This is a genomic window from Collinsella aerofaciens (genome assembly GCF_028209625.1).
Taxonomy (GTDB): domain Bacteria; phylum Actinomycetota; class Coriobacteriia; order Coriobacteriales; family Coriobacteriaceae; genus Collinsella; species Collinsella aerofaciens_AM.
Window position 1 is genome coordinate 25,136 of record NZ_JAQLDU010000003.1, and the last position, 24,450, is coordinate 49,585.

Annotated in this window: 22 protein-coding genes; 16 read left to right on the top strand and 6 right to left on the bottom strand. The window is 61.1% G+C overall.

Translation table 11 applies throughout. From position 1 onward, the window contains the following. The first annotated feature begins 142 nt into the window (after window positions 1-142). The 3 genes from PMW70_RS02120 to PMW70_RS02130 all read left to right on the top strand — a co-directional run bounded on the left by PMW70_RS02120 (window position 143) and on the right by PMW70_RS02130 (window position 2,734). Window positions 143-1,006 (top strand): phosphatase PAP2 family protein, encoded by an 864-nt coding sequence (locus tag PMW70_RS02120; RefSeq protein WP_271743748.1) that lies wholly within the window; start codon window positions 143-145, stop codon window positions 1,004-1,006. A gap of 45 nt (window positions 1,007-1,051) precedes the next feature. Continuing rightward, the gene (locus PMW70_RS02125; RefSeq protein ID WP_271743749.1) at window positions 1,052-2,077 is read left to right on the top strand and encodes a threonine aldolase family protein; all 1,026 of its coding nucleotides are present in this window, start codon (window positions 1,052-1,054) and stop codon (window positions 2,075-2,077) included. Between the two features lie 75 nt (window positions 2,078-2,152). Continuing rightward, window positions 2,153-2,734 (top strand): GNAT family N-acetyltransferase, encoded by a 582-nt coding sequence (locus PMW70_RS02130; RefSeq protein WP_271743750.1) that lies wholly within the window; start codon window positions 2,153-2,155, stop codon window positions 2,732-2,734. A gap of 34 nt (window positions 2,735-2,768) precedes the next feature. On the opposite strand, the gene PMW70_RS02135 is transcribed toward PMW70_RS02130, so the two are convergent. Beyond that, entirely contained in the window at window positions 2,769-3,491 is a 723-nt protein-coding gene (locus PMW70_RS02135; protein ID WP_271743751.1) for a GntR family transcriptional regulator, read from the bottom strand. Between the two features lie 205 nt (window positions 3,492-3,696). Here PMW70_RS02135 and PMW70_RS02140 point away from each other — a divergent pair, with 205 nt between their 5' ends. The 12 genes from PMW70_RS02140 to PMW70_RS02195 all read left to right on the top strand — a co-directional run bounded on the left by PMW70_RS02140 (window position 3,697) and on the right by PMW70_RS02195 (window position 17,359). Next, window positions 3,697-4,689, top strand: coding sequence for an SIS domain-containing protein (locus tag PMW70_RS02140; RefSeq protein ID WP_006235139.1), 993 nt, complete (start codon window positions 3,697-3,699; stop codon window positions 4,687-4,689). Window positions 4,690-4,948: 259 nt separating this feature from the next. Then, the gene (locus PMW70_RS02145; protein ID WP_161194666.1) at window positions 4,949-6,031 is read left to right on the top strand and encodes a DMT family transporter; all 1,083 of its coding nucleotides are present in this window, start codon (window positions 4,949-4,951) and stop codon (window positions 6,029-6,031) included. Window positions 6,032-6,215: 184 nt separating this feature from the next. Beyond that, window positions 6,216-7,139, top strand: coding sequence for a PTS sugar transporter subunit IIAB (locus tag PMW70_RS02150; protein WP_271743752.1), 924 nt, complete (start codon window positions 6,216-6,218; stop codon window positions 7,137-7,139). Window positions 7,140-7,175: 36 nt separating this feature from the next. Next, window positions 7,176-7,970, top strand: a complete 795-nt coding sequence (locus PMW70_RS02155) for a PTS mannose/fructose/sorbose/N-acetylgalactosamine transporter subunit IIC (RefSeq protein WP_271743753.1) — start codon at window positions 7,176-7,178, stop codon at window positions 7,968-7,970. A 13-nt stretch (window positions 7,971-7,983) separates the two neighbouring features. Then, on the top strand, window positions 7,984-8,817 hold the full coding sequence (locus PMW70_RS02160; RefSeq protein WP_117640939.1) for a PTS system mannose/fructose/sorbose family transporter subunit IID: 834 nt from the start codon (window positions 7,984-7,986) through the stop codon (window positions 8,815-8,817). A gap of 198 nt (window positions 8,818-9,015) precedes the next feature. Further along, entirely contained in the window at window positions 9,016-9,999 is a 984-nt protein-coding gene (locus tag PMW70_RS02165; protein WP_229077274.1) for an SIS domain-containing protein, read from the top strand. A 160-nt stretch (window positions 10,000-10,159) separates the two neighbouring features. Further along, window positions 10,160-10,789 carry an HAD family hydrolase gene (locus tag PMW70_RS02170; protein ID WP_271743754.1) on the top strand — a complete coding sequence of 210 codons (630 nt, stop codon included), beginning with the start codon at window positions 10,160-10,162 and terminating at the stop codon, window positions 10,787-10,789. Window positions 10,790-11,142: 353 nt separating this feature from the next. Next, a complete protein-coding gene (locus tag PMW70_RS02175; protein ID WP_118258627.1) occupies window positions 11,143-12,150 on the top strand; it encodes a YitT family protein in 1,008 nt (335 codons plus the stop codon). Window positions 12,151-12,369: 219 nt separating this feature from the next. Further along, complete coding sequence (locus tag PMW70_RS02180; RefSeq protein WP_117736865.1) at window positions 12,370-13,089, top strand: GntR family transcriptional regulator; 720 nt, start codon at window positions 12,370-12,372, stop codon at window positions 13,087-13,089. Between the two features lie 416 nt (window positions 13,090-13,505). Beyond that, on the top strand, window positions 13,506-15,488 hold the full coding sequence (locus PMW70_RS02185) for a RecQ family ATP-dependent DNA helicase (RefSeq protein ID WP_271743755.1): 1,983 nt from the start codon (window positions 13,506-13,508) through the stop codon (window positions 15,486-15,488). A gap of 2 nt (window positions 15,489-15,490) precedes the next feature. Beyond that, window positions 15,491-16,246: a GntR family transcriptional regulator gene (locus PMW70_RS02190; RefSeq protein ID WP_271743756.1), complete on the top strand. Its 756-nt coding sequence runs from the start codon at window positions 15,491-15,493 to the stop codon at window positions 16,244-16,246. 144 nt (window positions 16,247-16,390) lie between these two features. Beyond that, entirely contained in the window at window positions 16,391-17,359 is a 969-nt protein-coding gene (locus PMW70_RS02195) for an SIS domain-containing protein (protein ID WP_271743757.1), read from the top strand. Window positions 17,360-17,739: 380 nt separating this feature from the next. On the opposite strand, the gene PMW70_RS02200 is transcribed toward PMW70_RS02195, so the two are convergent. Beyond that, window positions 17,740-18,717, bottom strand: a complete 978-nt coding sequence (locus tag PMW70_RS02200) for an L-lactate dehydrogenase (RefSeq protein WP_271743758.1) — start codon at window positions 18,715-18,717, stop codon at window positions 17,740-17,742. 255 nt (window positions 18,718-18,972) lie between these two features. On the opposite strand from PMW70_RS02200, the gene metA reads away from it, so the two are divergent. After that, the gene (gene metA, locus PMW70_RS02205; protein WP_117736860.1) at window positions 18,973-19,899 is read left to right on the top strand and encodes a homoserine O-acetyltransferase MetA; all 927 of its coding nucleotides are present in this window, start codon (window positions 18,973-18,975) and stop codon (window positions 19,897-19,899) included. A 31-nt stretch (window positions 19,900-19,930) separates the two neighbouring features. Here metA and PMW70_RS02210 read toward each other — a convergent pair whose 3' ends face one another. The 4 genes from PMW70_RS02210 to PMW70_RS02220 all read right to left on the bottom strand — a co-directional run bounded on the left by PMW70_RS02210 (window position 19,931) and on the right by PMW70_RS02220 (window position 24,431). Continuing rightward, window positions 19,931-20,527 carry a 5-formyltetrahydrofolate cyclo-ligase gene (locus PMW70_RS02210; protein WP_117736859.1) on the bottom strand — a complete coding sequence of 199 codons (597 nt, stop codon included), beginning with the start codon at window positions 20,525-20,527 and terminating at the stop codon, window positions 19,931-19,933. Window positions 20,528-20,654: 127 nt separating this feature from the next. Then, a complete protein-coding gene (locus PMW70_RS02215; protein ID WP_022094981.1) occupies window positions 20,655-20,984 on the bottom strand; it encodes a type II toxin-antitoxin system HicB family antitoxin in 330 nt (109 codons plus the stop codon). Next, on the bottom strand, window positions 20,977-21,240 hold the full coding sequence (locus PMW70_RS09750) for a type II toxin-antitoxin system HicA family toxin (RefSeq protein WP_117629026.1): 264 nt from the start codon (window positions 21,238-21,240) through the stop codon (window positions 20,977-20,979). Before PMW70_RS09750 ends, PMW70_RS02215 begins: the two co-directional genes overlap by 8 nt. A gap of 146 nt (window positions 21,241-21,386) precedes the next feature. Then, window positions 21,387-24,431, bottom strand: coding sequence for an insulinase family protein (locus tag PMW70_RS02220; RefSeq protein WP_271743759.1), 3,045 nt, complete (start codon window positions 24,429-24,431; stop codon window positions 21,387-21,389). Window positions 24,432-24,450 lie beyond the last annotated feature (19 nt).

Here is a 24,450-nt window from a genome sequence, read left to right on the forward strand (position 1 = left end):
TGGGACAAAGTTATCAGTAGTTTTTGTCCCAGGTGCGATAGTCGCATCGAGCCTGTCAACGCAAGCGACCCTGGGACAAAACTACTGATAACTTTGTCCCACCACGTTGCGGGTTGACCCTTCGCCCGATGGAAAGGAAAGCATGTTCGGGTACATCTATAAGAAAGACGCCGCTGCCATTGCGGTTGTCCTGTGCCTTTGTCTGGGCGTGGGCAGTTTCTTCGATTATCAGATCTCGAGCGCGCTCTTCAATATCGGCAGCATGTACGGTCGCTTTATCGAGGCCGCTGGCGAGCTGCCGTTCGAGCTGACGGCGAGTATCGCGGGCGTCATGCTCGTGCGCGCGGTGCGTCCCGACTCCAGGGGGAGCAAATGGCTCGCCGTGCTCGGCATCCTCGTCAACGTTGGCCTGGCCGGCTACGAGATCGTCTCGTCCCTGAAGGTTGGCGGCAAACTCATCGCGGTTCAGCTGGTTCTGACGTTTGCATTGGTCATCGCGGCCAACCTCATCGCCTATCGCCTCACGCGCGACACCGACTCCGACGAGCTCACACGCTGGGCGCTGATGGTGCTTGCCGTGTGGGTCGCTCAGGCCATCATCCTCAACGTGATCGTCAAGCCGCTGTGGTCGCGCCCGCGCATGCGCGTGATCGAGGTCACGCCGGGGCTCAATTTTCAGCCGTGGTGGGTGATTGGCAATCCCGACAAGTGGAGCTATATCGCCGCCGGCGTGATCAAGGACGGCTTTAAGTCGTTTGCGAGCGGACACACGGCGCACGCGGCGATCGGCCTTATGCTCGCCGGGCTTCCCGCGGCGGCCTTTACGGAAAAGCCGTCGCGACGCCGCGTGGTCTTTTGGGTCGCTGCCGTGGTCGCGGCGCTCGTCGCCTTTGGCCGTATCGTGATCGGTGCACACTTTTTGACTGACGTGAGCTGCGGTTTTGCCCTGGTGTTGGCACTTGAGTGCCTTGCCGCGCGCATTGCCTATCCTCACGGCGTACAATAGCCCCACCTGAATCATCTGGCCGATACCTGGTAAGAGAGGATTGCCATGCTCGCGTTCAACAACGACTATTCCCACGGCGCACATCCGGCGGTGCTGCAGGCGCTCGTCGACACCAACATGGAGCCGCAGCCTGGCTACGGCACCGATGCGCACACCGAGCGTGCCAAGCAGCTTATTCGCGAGGCCTGTCAGGCTCCCGATGCCGACGTATTTTTGCTGGTGGGAGGCACGCAGACCAACGCGACGGTGATTGACATGCTGCTCGCGCCGTACGAGGGCGTGGTTGCCGCCGAGACCGGCCACGTTGCCTGCCACGAGGCGGGCGCCATCGAGTTTGGCGGCCACAAGGTGCTCACCATCCCCGGCTACGAGGGCAAGATGCACGCCGAGGATCTCGAAAACTATATCCAAGTGTTCTACGAAAACGAGAGCTGTGAGCACATGGTGTTTCCGGGCGCCGTGTATGTGAGCCTGTCGACCGAGTACGGCACGCTGTACTCCAAGGCTGAGCTCGCGGCAATCCATGCGGTGTGCCAGAAGCGCGAGATTCCGCTGTTTGTGGATGGCGCCCGCCTGGCCTATGCGCTGGCGGCCGATGAGTGCGACATTACCCTGCCCGAGCTGGCGCAGCTGTGCGACGTATTCTACATTGGCGGCACCAAGTGCGGCGCGCTCTGCGGCGAGGCTGTGGTGGTCTGCGGCATGCACGCTCCGGCGCATCCCATTCCGCGCATTAAGCAGCACGGCGCGCTGCTGGCCAAGGGCCGCCTGACGGGCGTGCAGTTTGAGGCGCTCTTTACCAATGGCCTGTATTTTGAGATCGGTCGCCAGGCGATTGAGACGGCTCAGGCGCTGCGCCGCGTGCTGCATGAGCGCGGCTACGAGTTCTTCTTGGAGACGCCTACGAACCAACAGTTCGTGATTCTGCCCAACGAGGATATGGCCCGCATTCGCGAGCACGCCTCGATCGAGTACTGGGAAAAGCACGACGAGACCCGCACCGTGGTGCGTTTTTGCACCAGCTGGGCCACGACGCAGGAGGACATCGACGCGCTGGCTGCCGTCCTGTAAGTTGATGCAATGACGAGGGCCGCCTTGCGCTTGGGTTTGGCGCAGGGCGGCCTTTGCTTTTGGGAGAAGGGTTGTATGACCGAGATGTCCGAGCCGACGATTCGCCTGGCGACGCCCGATGACGCGCCGGCGTTGCTTGCCATCTATGAGCCGTATGTGCGCCAGACGGCGATTACCTGCGAATACGAGGTGCCGAGCGTTGAGGAGTTCGCCGGGCGCATCGAGCGTACGCTCAAACGCTATCCGTATCTGGTGATGGAGCTGGACGGGCGTCCGGTAGGCTATGCCTATGCGAGTCCGCTCAACAGCCGCGAGGCATACGACTGGTCGGTCGAGACGTCGATTTACCTGGCACGCGACGTGCGCCACGGCGGGCTGGGCCGCAAGCTGCACGATGCGCTCAAGCAGTGCCTGATCGCGATGGGCATCACCAACATGTGCGCGCTCATCGCCGTGCCGCACGACAAGGACGACGAGTATCTAACGCACAACAGCCAGGACTTCCATGCCCATATGGGATATCGCTTGGTGGGTGCTTTCGACCGCTGTGCCCAAAAGTTCGGCCGCTGGTACGACATGTGCTGGATGGAGCTGGTCCTGGCCGAGCGCACCCCCAACCAGCCCAAACCAACCTGGTTCCCCGACCTTCCCGCCTAAAACCACCACGAAGGTGCCTGTCCCTTTGTGGTGGTTAGCCGATGGGCTCGGTGTATTTGGCGCGGTCGGTGCGCTGGATACGCTTGGAGATATGGAGCGGGCGGCCGTCGGCGTCGTAGACGTAGTCGGTGATCAGGATTAGCGCCTGCCCGCGCTCGACGTTGAGCAAAAACGCCTCGTTTTGCGATGCATAGCACACCTCAAAGGTCTTGTGCCCCTGCGCCGGCGCGCGATGGAACTCCTGGCGCAGCGTGGCGTAGAGCGATCCGTTGATATCGCGATCGATGAGCGGGGCAAAGCTCGGCGCCAGGTAGGTGGTCTCCAGGCACAGCGGGGCATCGTCCAGATAGCGCAGGCGGACAAGTTTGACGAGCTTGCTGCCCGCGGGCACATCAAAAAACTTGGCCACGTCGCCGGCGGCCTTGGCAAAGCCCGAGTCAACCGTGCGTGTGGTGGGCTTCATGCCCTGACCCTGGACCTGTGCCGTGTAGCTCGAAAACACCAGGTTGTTCTCGTGGAGCGCCGGCGTGTCGGCCACAAAGGCACCGCGCCCGCGTTCGGTGCGAAGCAGACCCTCATCAACGAGTACCTTAAGCGCGTGGCGCACGGTGCTGCGCGACAGGCCCGATTCGTCCATGAGTTCCATCTCGGACGGCAGTTTATCTCCGCGGGCGTAGGTGCCGGCGGCAATGCGGTCGCGAAGCGTTGCCGCCAGACGCTCGTATTGGGTCAAGTTCTTTTTCAACGAAGTGCTCATGCGAACAACCTGTATCTAACTTGTATGCTTACAGAACCAAGCATGTATCCAACATGACAACAAAACCGCTGGTAATGGCTTGCCGAAAACTTTACCAGCAAAATTTCTAAGACAAATATAGCATACAACTAGTCGACATCGTTAAAACATGTATGTAACTTGTATGCCATCGACAGCATCAAACGAGAAGAAAGGCTGATGCACGATGACTACTCAGGAACAGGTTAAGGACGTCGTCTCCCAGGTTTTGGCTGACAAGGCAGACAAGGGCGGCATCAAGCGCGTCGTGTGGATCGGCGCCGGCGGATCCAACGGCGGCAACTATCCTGCCCAGTACTTTATGGAGCACGAGGCCACGCAGGTCGTGAGCTCCAGCTACACCAGCAACGAGTTCGTGCACGCCACGCCTGCCTACGTCAACGAGAACACCCTGGCCGTCGTCGTGTCCATGCGCGGCACCAAGGAGACCATCGTCGCCGCCCAGGTCGCCAAGGACCACGGCGCCAGCACCATCGCCATCTATGTTGACGAGTCCGGCCTCACCGAGGTCTGCGACTACAAGATCCAGTACGACAGCCTGGCCGTCGACGAGTCCTGCATGGGCCGCACCAACTCTGCCGTCGTGACCATGATCGCCATGGAGCTTACGCAGCAGACCGAGGGCTATGCCGAGTACGAGACCGCTATGGCCGCCTTCGACTTGGTCGACCCCATCTATCGCAAGGCCGTCGAGTACACCCGTCCGCTCGCAGCCAAGTGGGCCGAGCAGAACGCCGACAAGCCCTGCATCAACGTGATGGCTCAGGGTCCGCTCTTTGGTGCCGCCTACGTCTTTAGCATCTGCAACGTGCAGGAGATGCTGCAGATCGACTCCTGCACCATCAACACCTGCGACTTCTTCCACGGTCCCTTCGAGATCCTGGACAAGCGTACCTCGCTGTTCCAGCTCATCAGCGTCGGCCGCAGCCGCTGCAACGACGAGCGCGGCATTCGCTTTGTCAACCAGTACGGTGGTGAGCGCGTCTACCAGCTCGACGCCAAGGAGCTCGGCCTCAACGACATCAAGGACAGCGTGAGCGAGTACTTCAACCACCTGATCTTTGCCCCGATCCTCAACAACGTCTACATGCGTGCGCTCTCCGCCGTCACCCACAAGGACTACATGACGCGCCGCTACATGTGGAAGCTGGATTACTAAGGGATAGAGCGGCCTAACAGCCCAATACCCCTCATGAGTTGCGGTGGAATAGTTCCTGTTTGGGGGCGTGAAGCCTCTGTTTGAGAACTATTTCACTGCAACTGCTAGAGCGGCACTTGGGGACGTTCCCTTTCTGCCGGCAGTTGGGGACACTCCTTGTGTCGAGAGATTTCCCGTTCGCCGATTTGTGCCTTGAAAAATGTATATAACGACTATAACGTAGCATGAAACATATTGGAAATATACTGAGGAGGCTGCGTTGAAGAGGAGCAATCTGGGCTATGTGCTGGTGCTGATCGCCGCGCTTATGTGGGGCAGCATCGGAATCTTTGTAAACGGCATCTCAGCCATGGGCGTTTCGTCCCAGAGCATGGCTGCCTTTCGCTTGTTGGTCGGAGCGCTTATCTTGGCGCCGGTCCTGATGTTTATGGGCTGCCGTCCGGGTGAGGGGTCTACCGTGGTTCAGGGTCCGCTGACCCTGTTCAAGGCAAGCCCTAAAGAGCTTGTTTCCTGCGCGCTTGTCGGTATCGTCGGTTTGGCTTCCGCCAACACCTGCTATTACGAGTGCATGCGCGAGGTGGGCATGTCCACGGCATCGGTGCTGCTCTACACGTCGCCGGTGTTTGGCGTCGCGCTCGGCCGCGTCCTTTATCGCGAGGACGTGACCCTCAACAAGCTCGTCGCCATTGTCTTTAACATCGTTGGCTGTGTGCTTGCGGTGACCAATGGCGACCTTTCCGGTTTTCATTTTTCGGTTTGGGGCGTCACGTCGGGCGTGATTGCAGGCCTTTGTGGTGCGTCGCTCGCGGTGTTTAGCCGGATAGCAACCAAGACGGTCCACCCGCTGGCTGTCACGTTTTGGGGCTTTGTTTTTGGCGGTGCGGTTATGGCAGCTATCGCGGCTCCGTGGCCGGATGTCGCCGCGGCAATGTCGCCACAGCTGCTGCTGCTGTTCCTTGGCTTTGGACTCATCCCCACAGCCGTGGCTTACATCTTATATATGCAGGGTCTGTCCATGGGGCTCGAGACGTCGAAAGTTCCCGTCGTAATGTCATTCGAGACAGTCGTCACCGTACTGCTGGGCATTGGTGTCTACGCCGAGCCCGCCGGCGCGATCAAAGTTCTGGGCATCGTTTTGGTGCTCGCGTCCATCGTGATTATGAACACCGACTTTTCCAAGCTGCGCAACAGTGTGTTTGTCGGTCATGTCGTTGAGAGCATGACCTTTAAACCCAACGCGTGGTGGACGGAGAAATCGCAGGACATGGATCTCTTCCGCGAGCGCACGGGCATTGCGCTGGAGCCCACCGTGCAGGAAAGTCCCTGGTACTTCGTGCGATAGGGGGGTTGCGCGCGGCGTCCGACCTGGGGTTATCCAGCCAGCGCCGGCCTACCCAAGACCATCGTTTCGATTGCGTTAAACCCGCCAACGGTCGTTTTTCACCCGCGAACGGTTTATATACTAATTATCAATATAAGCAACGTATAAGACGTTATAATGACCATAACGAAAAGGAGGAGGCAAGATGAATCAGATCATTCTCGCATCTCATGGCGGCCTGGCCGCAGGCGCCAAAGACACGCTCGAGATGGTTCTCGGCGACGTGTCGAACGTCCACGTCGTGTCGCTTGCTCGTGACGACAAGGAGCCCATCACCAATAAGGTTGAGGCTATGATCGCCACGTTCAACGCGGACGACACCGTCTATGTGCTGACCGATATGCTCGGCAGCTCGGTCAACAACAACATGGTCGAGCTTTCCAAGAACGGCACGAAGTTCACGGTTGTTAGCGGTTTCAACATCCCGCTGGCGCTCACGCTCGCTATGAGCCCCGTCCCCGTCAAGGGTGCCGAGCTCGCGGCCCTCATCAACGAGGCCCGCACCGGTCTGACCAACCCCAACGCACCGGTCGAGGCCGCCGCGGCTCCCGCCAAGAAGGCCAAGGCGTCCCGTCACAGCTCCGGTCCCGCCAAGATCGTCCTCGCACGTCTTGACTACCGTCTGCTGCACGGCCAGACCGTCTTTACCTGGACCACCAAGGTTCAGGCCGAGCGCATCATCGTCGTCGACAACGCTGCCGCCAACGATGACATCAAGAAGGGCGCTCTTAAGCTGGCCAAGCCCCAGGGCGTGCGCCTGAACGTCTTCACCGTCGAGCGTGCCCTCGCCAAGATGGACAAGCTCAACACCCTCGGCGAGCGCGTCATGTTCGTCTTTGGCAACACGGCCGAGATGCTGCAGTTCTGCCAGGGCTACAAGCTCGACGCCATCAACCTGGGCGCCACCGCCAACCACGACGGTGCCGATCAGGTCGGCGGCAAGGACAGCTCCGTCTTCCTCGACGCCACCCAGAAGGCCGACGTCAACCAGCTGCTCGACATGGGCATCAAGCTCTACGTCCAGCAGACCCCTACGTATCAGAGCGTCGACATCGACGCCAAGCTGTAATCAACCAGGCTTTTGCCTGACTGAAAGGAGAAGGGTATGAATACGTTCATCAGTGCGGTGCTCGTCGGCCTCGTCGGCGTGTTCTGCATGTGGGACTCCCGCCTGCTCGGTCGTCTTAACTTCGAGCAGCCTCTCGTTGGCGCTACGCTCGTCGGTCTGCTGCTGGGCGATGTGCCCACCGGCCTTGCCGTCGGTGCCGCCGTCGAGCTCGTGTCCATGGGCCTGGTGCAGGTCGGCGCCGCCGTTCCGCCCGATATGGTCCTGGGCGGCATCGTGGCCGCTGCCTTCGCGTGCCTGACCGATGCTTCCGCCGAGACCGCCATGACGATCGCCATCCCGGTCGCCGTCCTGGGTCAGCTCCTCGGCATCGTGTTCCGTTCCATCATCGCCGCCCTCACCCATGTGGCCGATAGCGCGATTGATAACGGCAAGTTCAAGACCGCCTACCGTATGCACATCTGCGCCGGCTCCGGTCTGTACGCCATCATGTACTTCCTGCCGATCTTCCTGGCCGTCTTTGTCGGTACCGACCTGGTCCAAGCCATCGTCAACATGGTTCCCGAGTGGCTGTCCGTTGGTCTGAACGTCTCGACCAAGATCATGACCGCCTACGGTCTGGCCCTGCTGCTCACCATGATGATCAAGAAGGGTATGACCCCGTTCCTGTTCATCGGCTTCCTGCTCGCCGTCTACCTCAACCTGTCCGTCATCGCGGTCGCTCTGATCGGTGTGTGCCTGGCTATCGTCTTCATGGGCTTCAAGTTCAATGGCTCCCATGCAGCCGCCGGTGTCGATTCCGACTACGATCCGCTCGAAGACGACGAAGACTAAGGAGGAACACACTATGGCAACCGCAACCAAGGACGTGTCCCTGAACAAGAAGGTCAGCCAGTTCTTCTGGCGCTCCTGGGCCATCCAGGCCTCTTGGAACTACGAGCGTCAGATGAACATGGGCTTCCTCTACGGCATGGTCCCCACGCTCGATCGCCTCTATCCGGACGAGTCCGACCCCAAGCAGCTCGCTGCTAAGAAAGAGGCTTACCACCGTCACATGGCGTTCTACAACTGCACCCCGCAGACGAGCGCTTTCATCCTGGGCCTCGCCGCCTCCATGGAGGAGGAGTACGCCAAGGATCCCGAGAACTTCGATCCCGATTCGATTAACGCGGTCAAGACCTCCCTCATGGGCCCGCTTTCCGGCATCGGTGACTCCTTCTTCCAGGGCACCATCCGCGTTATCGCCTTTGGCCTGGGCGTTCAGCTGGCTCAGCAGGGCTCCATCATGGGTCCGATCCTGGCCATGCTCATCTCCATCGTGCCCTCCGTGCTGATCACGTGGTTCGCTGCCAAGATCGGCTACCAGGGCGGCCACGAGTACCTGAGCAAGCTTCAGGGCGGCGACCTCATGGAGAAGCTCATGTATGTCTGCGGCATCGTGGGTCTTATGTCCGTGGGCGGCATGATCGCTACGCTGATTGGCGCCACCACCCCGCTGCAGTTCGCTGAGGGCACCGTCGTGATCCAGGACATCCTGGACGGCATGATGCCCCAGATGATTTCCCTTGGCCTCACTGGCCTTATGTACTGGCTCATCAAGAAGAACGTCAACACCGGTTGGCTTCTCGTGATCGCCATCGTGGGCGGCATCGCCCTCTCCGCGGCCGGCATCCTGGCCTAGTCGCGACCAAGCGCCTAATCGCTTTCCCCCGGGGGCCTGCCTGGCATCCCATACCCCAGGCAGGCTTCCATCCCTAAATGTGTCAAAGGGACAGTTCCTTTGTCACATCCTCAACGGGCCGGCGACTCGGTCCAAATCACGGTAACCCTGCGAGCGCCCGGCAATGTGGCGCCGCAAAAATCGAAAGGAATGTGTCAGATGTACGAGATCGACCTTAACCTCCCTAAGCAGATCGTCGCTGACGTCCTGTCCAACCACGAGATCCACAGCGTCGCCTTCGTCGGCTGCGGCGCTTCCATGTCCGACCTTTACCCCGCCAAGTACTTCCTGGCCAACAACACGGACAAGCTGAACGTTCAGATCTTCACCGCTAACGAGTTCAACTACGACACGCCTTCCTGGGTCAACGAGCACACCTTCGTGATCACCTGCTCCCTCGGTGGCTCCACGCCCGAGACCGTCGAGGCCAACAAGACCGCCAAGAAGCACAACTGCCCGGTCGTCTCCCTCACCAACAAGGCTGGCTCCGCTCTGACCGTCGACGCCGACCACGTCATCGTTCACGGCTTCCACGCCAACTACGCTGCCAAGTGCGAGAAGCCCGGCTACGCCATCGCTCTTGCTCTCGAGATCCTTCAGCAGACCGAGGGCTATGACCACTACGAGGACATGATCACCGGCCTCACCAACGTCTTCGATCTCTGCGAGAACGCCGCTCAGCACTGCAAGAAGCTCGCCAAGAAGTTCGCCGAGGACTTCAAGGACGACAAGATGATCTACTTCATGGCCTCCGGTGCCTCCGAGAAGATGGCTTACTCTCACGCCGCCTTCCTGTTCACCGAGATGCAGTGGATCGACGCCGCCGCCTACAACACCGGCGAGTACTTCCACGGCCCGTTCGAGGTTTCCACCGAGGGTAAGCCCTACGTCTTCTTCATGTCCGATGGCGCTACCCGTCCGATGGACGCCCGCGCCCTCACCTTCCTTGAGCGCATGGGCGCCAAGGTCGCTCTGATCGACTCCAAGGACTACGGCCTGGCTGACGCCGTGCCCGCGAGCGTCATCACCTACTTCAACCCGCTGCTGCACCTCGCCGTTATGCGTGAGTACGGCAACCAGATCGCCGAGGCCCGTCAGCACCCGCTGACCATGCGTCGCTACATGTGGAAGCTTTCCTACTAATCACAAGTAAGTAGACCTTACGGGTTGATTGAGAGGGGATGGGGTTTGCGCCCCGTCCCCTTTTTTGCTCTGGGGAGGGCGTGTCTGTCGTGTCGCAAAACCCCAGATAAAACCTACCAAAATAAACCTGTCCCTTTTTGGCAGGTGGGAGGAGATGCGTATGATCAAGGCAGTGCTGTTTGACATGGACGGCGTGCTGGTCGATACCGAGTGGTTCTACAACCGTCGCCGCGTGGCATTTATGGAAGAGAAGGGCTTCCACTTTGACGAGATCCCCGATCTTTCGGGGTCTAACGAGCCCGCCATTTGGAAGGCGCTGGTGCCCGACGATGTTGAGCTGCGCGAGCGCCTGCGCGTGGAGTACAAGCAGGTCTACAGCCCGGACCACCCCGTTCCGTATGCCGAGCTTCTCAACGAGCAGACGGAGCCGGTGATGCGCAAGCTGCACGAGCGCGGCGTGAAGTGCGCCATCGCGAGCTCGTCCTATCGCGAGCTCATTGACGAGCTGGTGGAGATTGCCGGTATCGCCGACGTGCTGGACTACACCATCAGCGGTCACGAGTGCAGTGCGTTTAAGCCCGACCCCGAGATCTACCTGCGTGCCATGGAGGCGCTGGGGGTGGAGCCTGCCGAGTGCCTGGTTATCGAGGACTCGCCTTTGGGCATCGAGGCCGGTAAGTGCTCCGGCGCCCGCGTCCTGGCACTGCGTCCGCACGAGGGCGTTAACCTGGACCAAACGGGAGCCGACGCCGTCATCGACAACCTCGCCGACATTCTGACCGCTTTGTAGCGTCAATTCGCCGCAAGAAGTGCGGATTCACACGTCTCTTGCGGTGGATTGGCTCATTTTGGCTTCGATTTAGATCCGTTTGGCTTCGACTCGGACTAAGTGAGTAGACTTTTTGGCACATGCCGAGCGCAAAGCGTATCTGCCTTAGTAAAACCGCAGGTCGGAGAGGTGGCTGTTTTGAGTGCGCTTGGTAGATCGCGAAAAGTCTACTCACTTAGAATTTGGCTCTTTGGTTGGGGAGCTGCTGGCTCGTTTTGGTTGTCGAGAGAGGGTGAATTGAAGCGCCCTCTCGCGCTCCATGCTACAATCGCCGGCATGCCCCACAATTACATCTGCCTTCGAAAGGAGCCTACGTGGCGAACGCCATCGATCAGCTCACGGACCGCGTGCTCGTGCTCGGCCGTCTCACCATCGTCCGCCGCGCCATTACTGCCGTGGCGGTCACCATCTCCGCCGTTCTCCAGACATTTCTGATTCAGGCGTTCATTCGCCCCGCCGACCTGCTTCCGAGCGGCCTCACCGGCGTCGCGGTCCTGCTCGATCGCGTCACCTCGCTCGGCGGCGTTCATATCGACATCTCGCTCGGCATGCTCGCGCTCAACATCCCCGTGGCGCTCCTTTGCTGGAGCGGCATCAGCAAGCGCTTCGTCATCTTCTCGATGATGCAGGTCATGCTCTCGTCGCTGTTCCTCAACATCTTTCACTTCGCCCCGTTTTTGGGCGACAAGATCATGCTCATCATCTTTGGCGGCGTGGTCTCGGGCCTGGGCGCCGCCATCGCGCTTAAGTCCGGCGCATCCACCGGCGGCACCGACTTTATCGCGCTGTGGGTTTCCAACCATACAGGCAAGACCATCTGGGGCGTCATCTTTGGCTTTAACTGCGCTATCCTGGCGATCTTTGGCTTTATGTTTGGCTGGGACAATGCGGCGTATTCCATCGTGTTCCAGTTTATTTCGACCAAGACCATCGACAGTTTCTACCGACGCTACGACCGTGTGACGCTGCAGATCACGACACGCAAGGCAGACGAGGTCATGACAGCCTATGTTGACCATTTTCAGCATGGCATTAGCTGCGCCGAGGTCATTGGCGGATACAGCCGCGAAAAGATGTATCTGCTGCATGCCGTTGTCTCGACCTACGAGAGCCAGGACATTATCAAGCTGGTGTGCGATATTGATCCCGGCGCCGTGATCAATGTGTTCCACACGCTCAACTTCGTGGGCGGCTGGTGGGGCGGTCATGTCGACGAGCCCATGCCCACGGCCGTACCCGATCCCGACAAGCCCGCGCGCATGGCCAGCAGGCAGGCGCGCCTCAGCGAGCAGGACAGTCTGCAGCAGGACGACGGCAAGTAGGGTTTTGGCTTTTTGCCGGTCAAGCGCAGCCCATTCGAATGAGCCCCCCGAAAGCCCCGTTGCTTTCGAGGGGCTCTCGTTTGACCAGATAAAACCTACCAAAATGAAGCTGTCGCTTTTTGGTAGGTGGGGTGTATCGTTTTATCAAACTGAGATAACATATAAAAAGACGTTATATACGTATTAGTTATTTCGCTATTTTGATAAGAGTGATCAGATATGCCCGCACCCAAAAATGCACCACTTTACCAGCAGATTTACGACGAAATCAAGGATGCGATCGAGAAAGGTGTTTATGCACCCAAGGAGCGTATCCCGTCCGAGCTTGAGCTTGCCGAGCAGTACGAGGTAAGCCGCATTACGGTGCGTCGCGCCGTTGAGGAGCTGTGCTCCGATGGCTACCTGGTTAAGCAGCAGGGCCGCGGCACCTTTGTCTCCACGCCGCACATCAACCGCCAGTTCCACGCCTCGACGCTGCAGACGTTTACCGCGCTGTGTGCCGACAATGACATGAAGGCGGGTGCACACGTGGTCGATCGCCAGATTGTGCCGGCACGTCAAAACGAGATGGAGTTCTTTGGCCTGCAGAAGGACGCGCTGCTACTGCACATTAAGCGAGTGCGTACGGCCGACGGCGAGCCCATCTTTGAGGAAAACATCTTTGTGCCGTTTGATACATACCGTGAGCTGTTGACGGCCGATCTTGAGGACAAGTCGATTTTTGCCGAGGTCGAGCGTGTTGGCGGAACGCCGATTGTCTCGGTTGGCTACCGTACGGTCGAGGCCGTTCGCGCTAACGCCGAGCAAGCGGCCGAGTTGGGCATTGCTCCGCACGATCCACTGCTCAATCTGCGTGCCGGCTTTATCGGCCCCAATGGCGAGCCGGTCCTGATGGGTAAGCAGTACTACGTGGGTAGCCGTTACGTCATGGTGATGTAAGTTACGCGGTTTTACCAAACCGCGTAACGGGCCGACGCTGCGCCCTTGGTTCCGCCGTTCTGACGAACGGCGGACCGGTCGACGCTGCAAGCCCGCCAGAGCGGCAATCTGCCTTTCAACTTCGGCGGCATGACCAGAAGGTCAATGCCGCCTCGTTTCAAGGCACCTTGCTCGCTCTGACGGGCTTTCGCTGACTTTGCCAAAACATCGACTACCCGCAGAATGAGCGTGGATAATCTCCCGTTTTTGGCTTGGTGACGGGCCCAAAGTGGGAGATTATCCACGCCCATCCGGAAAGTGTCCAAAAATCCACGCTCGTTCCCTTCGGATTGCATCGCCCGTGGCCGGCAGCCGTGCGGCACCGGTCCGCGTGGCGGCGTATAATCGGCGGCAGATGACTTGGACGTTAGGAAACCATGACCGATAGCATGCAACAGACGGCGCTCGACACGCTCGGCGCCTATTTTGGCTACACCTCGTTTCGCCCGGGGCAGGACCGTATGGTCGATGCGATCCTTGCCGGCTGCGACGCGCTGGGCGTTATGCCCACGGGCGCCGGCAAGTCCATTTGCTACCAGGTGCCCGCGCTCATGCTTCCCGGCATCACCTTTGTGGTGAGTCCGTTGCTGTCGCTTATGGAGGACCAGACCCGCGCGCTGCTCGCGGCGGGTGCGCGCCCCAGTTATCTCAACTCCAGCCTTACTCCGGCCCAGCAAAACACCGTGCTCAAGCGGGCGCGCGAGGGCCGCTACCAGCTTATGTACGTGGCGCCCGAGCGCTTGCTCGAGCCACGCTTTTTGGCCTTTGCGCAGGAGGCCGCGGCGGACGGCGGCATTGGCGTGCCGCTCGTGGCCATTGACGAGGCCCACTGCGTGAGCCAATGGGGCCAGGATTTCCGTCCCGCCTACCTGCAGATTCGTGAGTTCATCGATTCCCTGCCGCAGCGCCCCATCGTGGCGGCCTTTACCGCTACGGCGACTGAGCGTGTGCGCGCGGACATTCAGCAGATGCTCGGCCTGCATAATCCCGCGACGGTGGTGACGGGCTTCGATCGCAAGAACCTCTACTTTGGCTGCGAGGAGATGGGCGACAAGGCCAAGGCAGCGTGGGTGCGCGACTATGTGATTGCGCATTCGGGCGAGAGCGGCATCGTGTATTGCTCGACCCGCAAGACGGTCGATGCGCTGGCAGGCGAGCTTGCCGAGGCGCTGGGCCCCAGCGGCATTCGCGTTGGCCGCTACCATGCCGGCATGGGCAATGACGCCCGCCGCCAAAGCCAGCGTGCCTTTATTGACGACGATCTTCAGGTGATGGTTGCCACCAACGCCTTTGGCATGGGCATCGACAAGCCCAACGTGCGCTACGTGATCCACAACAATGTGCCCGAGAGCATCGAGGCCTACTACCAGGAGGCGGGCCGCGCCGGCCGCGATGGCGATCCGGCCAGCTGCCACTTACTGTGGAACGGCAACGATTTTCGCATGCGCCGCTTTTTGATCGACCGCGGCGATGCGGCCGACGAGGCGCTCGACGACGAGCAACGCGCGTGGGCGCTCCAAAATCGATATCGTCTGCTCAGCCAGATGGAGGGCTACTGCAATACCACCGGCTGCCTGCGCGAATATATGCTGCGCTACTTTGGCGACGAGGCCGCGGCCGAGCATGCTGCTGCGGCTGGTGCGGGCGCCACCGCCACGGACGAAGCCGAGGGCTGCGGCAACTGCAGCAACTGCCTCACGCAGTTCGAGGTCGAGGACGTCACCGATATGGCCCGCGCCGCCGTGCGCTATGTGGCCACGCGACCCATGCGCTTTGGCAAGTCGCTGATCGCTGATGTGCTCCACGGCGGCAACGCCGAGCGCATTCGCCAGATGCATCTGGACGAGGACCGCGGCTACGGTGAGCTGTCGAGCGAATCGGTCGGGCGCATCAAGGACATCATCGGTCAGCTGTGCGGCCGCGGTTATTTGGCAACCTCGCAGGGGCAGTACCCGGTCGTTGGGCTGGGCCCGCGTGCCGTCGAGGTCGAGGATGAGGCGTTCGCCTTTACCGTTAAGCGTCGCGCGTCCAAGCGCAAGGCCTCGGCCCGCGCCCGCCGTGCGGTGGATCTGCTGCGCGAGGAGGCCGAGCTGGATCAGCGCCCGCGCGTGGGCGACGATGCCGAGCTGTTCGAGCGCCTACGCGCCCTGCGCAAGGAGATCTCGACCGAGCTGGAGATGGCGCCGTACATGGTCTTTTCCGACAAGGCCCTGCGCGGTCTGTGCCGTCTACGCCCGCAGACGCGCGACGAGCTTGTTCAGGTCAACGGCATTGGCGAGAAAAAGGCCGACGCCTTTGGCGAGCAGTTTATGGCGGCGATTGAAGAATTTGAGTCCGAGCATGCGCGGGATGGAGCGTAACGATGGCAACCGACGATAAAACCGACCGCGCTGGCGCGTCCGCCGTGCCGCTGTACCAGCAGGTCATGGACGACCTAAAGGGCGAGATCGCACGCGGCGTGTACGCGCCCGGCTCGCGCATTCCTTCCGAGATAGAGCTCGCGAAGTCCTACGGCGTGGGGCGCATTACCGTGCGCCGCGCCATCGAGGAGCTGTCGCGCGCGGGGTACCTCAACCGCCAGCAGGGGAGGGGCACCTTCGTGTGCGCCCCCAAGCTCAAGCGCAAGATTGTCCAGAAAGGCGACGTCCAGAGCTTTTCCGAGGGTTGCGCCGCCAACGACATGGTGGCCGGAGCGCGCCTGGTGTCGCGCGCGGTGGTTGCGGCGACGCACGAGGACGCGGCGTTTTTTGGCGTGGAACCCGGCTGCGAGCTCATTGTGGTCGAGCGCGTGCGCACGGCAGACGGCGTGCCCGTCATGCTCGAGAACAACGCCTTTGTGCTCGCCGACCATCCCTACCTGCAGACGCTTGCCGATAAGGACCTCGCCGACAACTCGATCTTCTCGCTCGTTGCCGAGCATTCGGGTCGCGCGCCGCTCAAGTCCGACCCCTGCACCGTGGAGATTGCGCTGGCGGATGCCCACGCGGCCCCGCTGCTGGAGGTGCCGGTCGGCGAGCCGCTCTTCTATATGGAGGCCTACTTTACCGACGCCGGCGGACGCCCTCTACTGCTCGGGCGTCAAAAGATCGTGGGCTCGCGCTACGTGTTCGACATCTAACGTCCACAGATAGAACAACATAGAACAAATTTGCCGGGATGACTTCACGGGCGTTATTACACGTGTTATAAATAGGACAACATAGAACGACCGCAGGTACGAGCTGCCGTCGTTCAAAGCCGCCACACAAGGAGGAGCGTCACCGTGAACGCACACGATCTGATTCAGGAAATTATCGAGCGCAAGGGTAAGATCGAGAACGTCTTTTGGATCGCCTGCGGCGGTTCGATGATCGACCTGATGCCGGCTAACGAGCTGCTCAAGCGCGAGGCCACCACGTTTGCCTCAACGGTCTACACGGCACGCGAGTTTTGCCTGATGGCGCCCAAGAGCCTGGGGCCGAAGTCACTCGTCGTCGCCTGCAGCCACAGCGGCAATACGCAGGAGGTTGTCGATGCCTGCGAGATGGCGCTCGCCGCCGGCGCCGAGGTCGTGACTATGACCGACTACGCGGGCTCCAAGATCGACAACGGCAAGTGGACCACCTGGGTCTATCCGTGGGGCAAGGGCGAGTCGCAGGCCGAGGTCCCGCAGGGCATTGGCGTGCTAATGGCTGCCGAGCTGCTCGACCAGCAGGAGGGCTACGAGGCGCTCGCCGACATGTATGCCGGCCTTAAGCAGATGGACGCGCTGCTGCCCGCCGCCCGCGAGAAGGTCAACGCCGAGCTGGGCGATCGCTTTGCCGAGCTCTGCCAGCAGCACAAGTTCTTCTATATCCTGGGCTCCGGCCCCAACTTTAGCCAGACCTATGCCATGGCCATCTGCTCGCTCATGGAGATGCAGTGGCAGCACTGCTGCTACATCCACTCCGGCGAGTACTTCCACGGCCCGTTCGAGGCTACCGAGCCCGGCGTGTTCTACTTTGTGCAGCTCGGATCGGGCGAGTGTCGCCCCATGGAGGAGCGCGCGCTGGCGTTCCTCAACACGCACACCGACACGATCATGGTGCTCGACGCACTCGAGTACGGCGTGGGCGACGTGCCTGCCAGCGTGCGTTCGTACCTGGAGCCAATCTTCTTCTACGCGATGAGCTGCGAGCTGCGCGCAGCCCGCGGTAAGGCGTTCGACCACAGCCCCGAGATTCGTCGCTACATGGGCATCGAGCAGTACTAGGTACCGGGAATTATCTTTTTTGACGGGGTCTGCGCTGCGCGCGGGCCCCTTTTTGCGTTGTGGCGGCCGGATTCGTGTCTGCGCGAAAACGAAGTCTAATACTTTTCCGCGAAGTGAACGACCTATTTTGGACCCCCGAAGCATCGACATTTTTTGGCGCCAAAACCGCAGGAAAATCTTAATGAAACCGCAGGAAATGGTTCCCATAAAGTGTCGATGCTTCGGGGGCTCATTTTTGCTCGTTCACTTCGCGGAAAAGTATTAGACCTAAATTTGTAAGCGTGTCGTGTGAGCCAAAAAGCGGGCCGCGCCGATGGGTTTCCGGCGCGGCCCGCTTTACATGGCGTCCGTATGGGCGAGGTGTCGCGTCAAGCGGCGGCCTACTTTGCGTCGTACGCCTCGGCGTCCCACCAGTCGAGCTGGGCGATGTTGCCGCGGATGTGCCGGCAGCTCTTGTGGAAGCCCTCGAGCTCGTACTCGGACAGGTCGAGCGTGTAGACCTCCTCGACGCCCTCGGCACCGATCACGCACGGCAGGGAGGTAAAGATGCCCTCCTCGCCATACTGGCCGGTCATGAGCGTGGAGGCGGAAAGCACGGCGTGCTCGTTATGCAGAACGGCAGCGCAGACGCGCGCGGCGGAGTTGGCGACGGCGTACTCGGTGCACTGCTTGCCCTGGTAGGTCACATAGCCGCCCTTACGCGCGAGCTCCTCGACCTCCATGTGGTCAAAGGCGTACTTGTCGGGGTTTTCGGCCTGAAGCTCGGTCAAGCTCTTACCGGCGATGGTTGCGGCCTTAAAGGCGGCCAGCTGGCTAAAGCCGTGCTCGCCGATCATGTAGGCGTCGACGGACTTGGGGCTCACGCCAACTTTCTTGGAGATCTCGGTGCGCAGGCGGGCCGAATCCAGGCCGCAGCCCGAGCCGATGATCTTCTTGGGATCGTAGCCGGTCAGGTGCCACAGCTCGGTGCACACGACGTCGCAGGGGTTGGAGATGCTCACGAAGATGCCGTCAAAGCCGGCGTCGACGATGCGCTTGGCAAAGGTGCGGGCGGCGTCGGTGGTAAAGAACAGCTCGCCGTCGCGGTTGCCGGCGGCCAGCGCGACCTTGCCGGCGGCGTTGACGATGACGTCGCAGCAGGCCAGCTCCTCGTAGTGGTCGTAGCAGTTGACGATCTTGGTGTTGTACGGGACAAACGAAAGGGAGTCGCGCAGGTCCTGGACCTCGGACGTCACCTTGGCCTCGTTGATATCGCATAGGTACAGCTCATCGGCAATGCCCTGCATGAGCAGGCTGTTGGCGACATGTGCTCCTACGTGGCCCTGGCCGACCACACCGATCTTACGCGTCTGGTACATATATGTATCCTTTCGGCCGAGTTTTTCGCGTCGGACCATTGTAGCGTCCTGGCGTCACTTTGCTAAGCTAAAGTGCCGTAGATTTTTGGGACATGCCTTTATTTCTACTTTTACGGCGTTTTAGGACGAACAGTGCCCGGATGGTCGAAAGGTAGAAATTAAGGCATGTCCCAAAAATCTACCGCTGGGGGATGTGCTCGCGCGGATGGGGTCGCTCGTTGTACCATAGCTGCAACTGACTCGTTAGGAGCTTCCATGCCCATTCGCATTCCCGACGCCCTCCCTGCCGCCGCGCAGCTCGAGAGCGAGAACATCTTTGTCATGACCGAGTACCGCGCGCTGCACCAGGACATCCGTCCGCTGCGCGTGCTCATCCTCAACCTCATGCCCACCAAGATCGCCACCGAGACGCAGATCATGCGTAAGCTCTCCAACACGCCGCTGCAGGTGGAGGTGGACCTGCTGCGCACCAAGACGCACGAGGCCACGCATGTGAGCGCCGGCCACCTGGAGACGTTCTACCGCACGTTCGATGACATCCGCGACATCCACTACGACGGGCTGATCATCACGGGCGCGCCGGTGGAGCAGATGCCGTTTGAAGAGGTCGACTACTGGCCCGAGCTCTGCCAGATCATGGACTGGTCCACCACGCACGTGCACTCCACGCTGCACATTTGCTGGGGCGCGCAGGCGGGGCTCTACCATCATTACGGCATTCAGAAGTACGACCTGCCGGCAAAGGCGAGCGGCGTCTTTGAGCATTACCTGGTAAAGCCGCAAAGCCCGCTGGTCCGCGGCTTTGACGACTGTTTCTATGCTGTGCATTCGCGCAACACCGATGTGCGCCGCGAGGACGTGGAAGCCGAGCCGCAGCTTGAGGTCGTGGCCGTGTCCGACGAGGTGGGCCTGTACATCGTCAAGTCGACCGACAGCCGCCGTTTCTTTGTCTTTGGACATCCCGAGTACGATACCGATACGCTGCGCCTAGAGTACGAGCGCGACGTGAAGCGCGGGCTTGATCCCGAGGTGCCGGCCCATTACTTCCCGGGCGACGACCCTACCGCCGAGCCGCGCAACGTCTGGCGCAGCCAGGCTCAGCTGTTCTACACCAACTGGCTCAACTACTACGTCTACCAGACCACGCCCTACGACCTGGCCCGCGCCGGCGAGGAGCACTAGACTTCGCTCGTGTAACGAGGCGCGCCAGCGGTTAGGCGCTGATGATGTTGGGTAGCGGCAGGTCGTGGACGTCTGCGGGGACGTGGTCGACGCGCTGCTCTTCAAAGGCGATGCCGATGATGTGGCAGTCGGGACGAAGCGTGGGCAGGTAGCGGTCGTAGCAGCCGCCGCCGTAGCCCAGGCGCGCGCCGGCGCGGTCGAAAGCCACGAGCGGCACGACGATCATGTCGAGAGCTTCGGCAGGCACAATGGGGAAGCGGCTGCTGTCGATGTCCGTGGCCGCAAAGGCCCGCGTGGGGTGGGCGATAAACGTAGCCGCGTCCGCGTCGCCGGCAGCAACTGCCCGCATACACATGCGCTGGCCACAAGCTGCGGCGTCTGTTGCCGAGAGCATGCACGGATAGGCCACGCGCCAGCCACGTTTGGCGGCAGCTGCGGCAAACGCGGCTGAGTCGACTTCGGAACCCATCGCGGCATAGACGGCAACGGTGTGCGGCGCCGCGGCATCCAAGCGGCCCAGCAGCTCAACCAGCCGCGCACAGATATCAGCAGACTTCGCCGCCCGCAAGTCCAAATCAAGAGCATCGCGCCGAGCAATCACCGCCCGCCGCAACTCAGCCTTGTCCATCCCGGCTTCCTCTCCCAAACCTACCAAAAAGGGCAGGTTTATTTTGGCAGGTTTTATCTGGGCAAATGTCGAAACCACCACAAAGGTGCCTGTCCCCTTTGTGGTGGTTTTGGCCCATGCGTTAACGCTATAACGCCGCGGCGATTGCTTCGGTCACAAACTTATTGAGTGACTCGCCCTTCTTTGCCGCCGCCAGTGCTGCCTGCTTGTGAAGCTCGGAGCCTGTTCTCACATTGAACGAGCCCTTAAAAGCCCGCTCTGGTTCCTTGCCCTTTTCGGCACAAAACTCAAGGTAATCGTCGACGGCGTCGTGGAAGCATTGCTCCACTTCTTCAGCCGTGGAGCCTTCAAATACAATTGCGTCCCTAATGCCGGCGACCATACCTGTTAGTACATGCTGCTCGGCATCGAACTCGACTGGGGCGAAATAGCCCTTGTATGCCAAAACGTTACTCATGACTGCCTCCGACATCCTGCAGAAATCGAACGATGTTTCGAATTGTCCCCGCTGTCAATTCGTCAGATGGATGAGGCGCGTGCATCACGAACATCCTGCCATCTGAGGGCCTGTAGAAGCGAATGCGCGATCCGGATGTCTTGCCTTTGCTGTCCATTTCAAAGCCATATGAGGCCATGACTTTTAAAAAATCGGCATACCGATACGTCGAAGGGCAGCTAAACAGTTGGGCGATGAGTTTATCGGCTCGAGTCATCCTGCCTCACATTCTGCAACTATATTCTAGTTGCAATTTAGATCCGATGCAATCACCCATACTATAGAACATGTGTACGTATAGAACAAGTGTTCGAACCACTACAAAGGGGCCTGTCCCCTTTGTAGTGGTTTTGCTTGCTGTGGTTAGCCCATCAGGTCGACTACGTTAAAGCCGGCGTTGCTCTTGGCGATGACGTCTCGGCCGCCAAAGACGCAGGTGGGCGACTCGGCTGCGATGCGCGTTACGTCGGTGCCGAGCGAGCGCAGCTCACCGGGCGTGGCGGCGAGCATCTGGGCGCGACGCTCCTCGCGCGCATGCGGATCGAGCCCGGCCAGGTAGGTCGTGTTGCGGCGCTTGGTGAGCGCATAGGGCTTCACCGGCGCGTCCATGCCGCTCACGCAGCTCACGATAAAGCCCTCAAAGGCGGCCTCGTCGGGCTCAAAGCGGCCAAGCCATGCGCCTGCACGCTCCACGCGCTCAATCGAAGGGTCAATCGCCGGGTCGCGGTAGGTGTAGAACGCCGTCTGGCGCTCGCCGGCTGCGCGGAATCCGCAGCCGTATGCACCGCCCTTCACGCGAATCTCGTTCCACAGGTAATCGTAGGAGAGCGCGTTGGCAGCCACGGCCCAAGCGCCTGTCACGTCAAGCCCCAAGCGACGCGGGTCGCACGCGCTTGCCGCAAAGCAGATGTCGCTGGGGATGACAAAAGCCTCGTGGCGATTGCACGGCGTCGGCACCACGAGCGCGTCGCGGTCGGCATCGGCGCCGTCGCCCGCGCCAAGCCCCAGGTTACCCGCGGCATCCCAGTACGCGTCAAAGTCCTCGTCGCTGCCGGTAAAGCTCGCCATGCAGCCGTCGACCACAAAGATACGACCTGCCAACTCGGCAAGCTTGGCGCGCAGGTCGTCCAGTCGCTCGTCAAAGTGGTCGAGCAGATCGCGCAGGAACAGGTAGAAGTCCACGCCCGAAAGCTGCTCGCGCACCACGACCGAAGGCGAGCTGTAGCTCATCGCGCGACCGAGCGCCGCCGAGTGACCGTTGTTGATAAAGCCCTGCTCAAGCCCAATGCGAATCTGCGTGAGCACGTCGCGCACGCGGTCGGCGTCGGCATCTGCCAAAAGCGTGCTCGACCATACCTCGCGCGGCAGACTCGCCAGTGCATCGATCTTCTCGGACAGGGCGCCGGCGCTCACCAGCAGGTAGGGGCGCACGCCGTCCACTTCGGGCTGGGTCATGACTTCGGTCGTAAAGCTCAAAAAGCCCAGCTTGCCAGCGAGCAAGTTATCGAGTTCCTCGGCCGAGTGCTCGCGCGTGGGCAGCTGCTTAAGCAGGCGGCAGAGCAGCGTCACATAGGGCAGGTCCTCAAACGCGACGCAGCTCAGGTCGAAATACTGCATGGCGTAGGCCAGACGGTTGGTGGGGATGCCGTGGCGCAGGCAGGGGATGGGTGCGGTGGTGTCCACGACCAGTGGCGGCTCAGGGCGCGCCTCGCCAATGTCGGACACGCGCAGGCGTGGCAGCGTGGCCTTGGCCTCGGGCGTGTCCTCGGCTTCCTGCGCGGCGCGCAGCGCGGCCGTGCGCTCGGCCACATCGGCCAGCTCGGCATCGGTCATGGCATCGCGCTTGGCTGCCAGCTCGGCGGCCTCGGCACCCTCCGAGCCGGGACCGGCGTCCACCGGCACCAGCTCGACCAGCGCCATGTGGTCGTTTTCCAGCACGAGCTCGCGCAGCAGGTCCTCAAAGTAGCTACCGTCTAGCTCGCCACGCAGCTCCTCGTACACCGGGCCGTACTTGAGCGCCAGCGTCGCGGCGTCGTCATCGTAGAGCCACGTGCTCAGCGCGTCGCACGCAATGGCCACGCCGTCGGCAATGCCGTAGTCGCGCTGGCGCAGGTCGTATTCGTTGCTGCTGATGATGGCTTCCAGGCGCTTACGCGGAACGCCGTGCTCGCACAGGTCGCGGCAGGCGTCCTGGAACACGCGGCGCAGCTCGCGCGCCACGCCGGGCTGCGCGTTTTGCAACATGATGAGCTCGTAGGGCTGCAGGCTCTCGGCCGCGGTGTAGCTCACCACGTTGCCGCCCAGGCCGGCGGCCAGAATGGTCTTCTTAACCGGTGCTTCGTTGGAACCCAGCAGCGCCTCGAACAGGATGTCCGCCGCGATCGTGCGCTTGCGATCGAGCGCGCCGCCCAGCACCAGGCCCAGGCCCACCAGGGCGTTCTCGGGTGTGGTGGCCATCTTGACGCGCTTGTACTCGCAGGTCACGGGCGCCTGCACGTCCAGCGGATTGGGCGCCAGCGCGGACGGGTCCTCGCCGGCGGCGACGGCAGCGTCCATGCGGCGGCTCGCGGCACTCGGCTGCGACAGATAACGCTCGTCCAAAAAGGCCAGTGCGCGGTCCACGTCCAGGTCGCCGTAGAGCGTGATGTAGGAGTTGGAAGGATTGTAGTGGCGCGCATGCGTGTCCAGGAACTGCTCGTAGGTGAGCGCGGGAATCGCGCGCGGGTCGCCGCCACTTTCGTGCGCATAGGCGGTGTCGGGATAGAGCGCGGCGTTGACGGCGTCGTCCAGCACGCTCATGGGATCGGACAGCGCACCCTTCATCTCGTTGAATACCACGCCGTTATAGCGCAGCGTGCCCTCGCGCAGGCTCGCGGAGCTGTCGCTGCCCTCGATCTCGACGCTCTCCGGCAGGTCCAGCTCGTAGTGCCAGCCCTCCTGCTCAAAAATGGTGGGCTTGGTATAGATGGCCGGGTTGAACACCGCGTCCAGATACACGTCCATCAGGTTGTACAGATCCTGCTCGTTGGTGGTGGCGACAGGGTAGATGGTTTTGTCGGGGTAGGTCATGGCGTTGAGAAACGTCTGCATGGAGCTCTTGATCAGGTCGACGAACGGCTCCTTGACGGGGAACTTGGCCGACCCGCACAGTACCGAGTGCTCGAGAATATGGAACACGCCGGTAGAATCGGCCGGCGGCGTCTTAAAGCCAATGGCAAAGGCCTTGTTCTCGTCGTCGCACGCCAGGTACAGCAGGCGCGCGCCCGATGCGGTGTGGCGCAGCACGTAGGCGTCCGAGTCGAGCTCGGGCACGGTCTCGCAGCGCTCGACGGCAAAGCCGTGGCAGGTAGTGCCGGGCACCAGCAGTGCGGCGGCAGCGGCGCGCGGGTCGGTTGAGGTGGTGGGCATATGCAGTCTCCTTTGACGC

Excerpts from the sequence above, each read along its gene's own strand:
- PMW70_RS02150 (WP_271743752.1), top strand. The coding sequence starts at position 6,216 with ATGAATCAGATCATTCTCGCATCTCATGGCGGCCTGGCCGCAGGCGCC.
- PMW70_RS09750 (WP_117629026.1), bottom strand. The coding sequence starts at position 21,240 with ATGACTCGAGCCGATAAACTCATCGCCCAACTGTTTAGCTGCCCTTCG.
- PMW70_RS02180 (WP_117736865.1), top strand. The coding sequence starts at position 12,370 with ATGCCCGCACCCAAAAATGCACCACTTTACCAGCAGATTTACGACGAA.
- PMW70_RS02200 (WP_271743758.1), bottom strand. The coding sequence starts at position 18,717 with ATGTACCAGACGCGTAAGATCGGTGTGGTCGGCCAGGGCCACGTAGGA.
- PMW70_RS02140 (WP_006235139.1), top strand. The coding sequence starts at position 3,697 with ATGACTACTCAGGAACAGGTTAAGGACGTCGTCTCCCAGGTTTTGGCT.
- PMW70_RS02190 (WP_271743756.1), top strand. The coding sequence starts at position 15,491 with ATGGCAACCGACGATAAAACCGACCGCGCTGGCGCGTCCGCCGTGCCG.
- PMW70_RS02125 (WP_271743749.1), top strand. The coding sequence starts at position 1,052 with ATGCTCGCGTTCAACAACGACTATTCCCACGGCGCACATCCGGCGGTG.
- PMW70_RS02155 (WP_271743753.1), top strand. The coding sequence starts at position 7,176 with ATGAATACGTTCATCAGTGCGGTGCTCGTCGGCCTCGTCGGCGTGTTC.
- PMW70_RS02135 (WP_271743751.1), bottom strand. The coding sequence starts at position 3,491 with ATGAGCACTTCGTTGAAAAAGAACTTGACCCAATACGAGCGTCTGGCG.
- PMW70_RS02170 (WP_271743754.1), top strand. The coding sequence starts at position 10,160 with ATGATCAAGGCAGTGCTGTTTGACATGGACGGCGTGCTGGTCGATACC.
- PMW70_RS02120 (WP_271743748.1), top strand. The coding sequence starts at position 143 with ATGTTCGGGTACATCTATAAGAAAGACGCCGCTGCCATTGCGGTTGTC.
- PMW70_RS02210 (WP_117736859.1), bottom strand. The coding sequence starts at position 20,527 with ATGGACAAGGCTGAGTTGCGGCGGGCGGTGATTGCTCGGCGCGATGCT.
- PMW70_RS02130 (WP_271743750.1), top strand. The coding sequence starts at position 2,153 with ATGACCGAGATGTCCGAGCCGACGATTCGCCTGGCGACGCCCGATGAC.
- metA (WP_117736860.1), top strand. The coding sequence starts at position 18,973 with ATGCCCATTCGCATTCCCGACGCCCTCCCTGCCGCCGCGCAGCTCGAG.
- PMW70_RS02220 (WP_271743759.1), bottom strand. The coding sequence starts at position 24,431 with ATGCCCACCACCTCAACCGACCCGCGCGCCGCTGCCGCCGCACTGCTG.
- PMW70_RS02160 (WP_117640939.1), top strand. The coding sequence starts at position 7,984 with ATGGCAACCGCAACCAAGGACGTGTCCCTGAACAAGAAGGTCAGCCAG.
- PMW70_RS02165 (WP_229077274.1), top strand. The coding sequence starts at position 9,016 with ATGTACGAGATCGACCTTAACCTCCCTAAGCAGATCGTCGCTGACGTC.
- PMW70_RS02215 (WP_022094981.1), bottom strand. The coding sequence starts at position 20,984 with ATGAGTAACGTTTTGGCATACAAGGGCTATTTCGCCCCAGTCGAGTTC.
- PMW70_RS02185 (WP_271743755.1), top strand. The coding sequence starts at position 13,506 with ATGACCGATAGCATGCAACAGACGGCGCTCGACACGCTCGGCGCCTAT.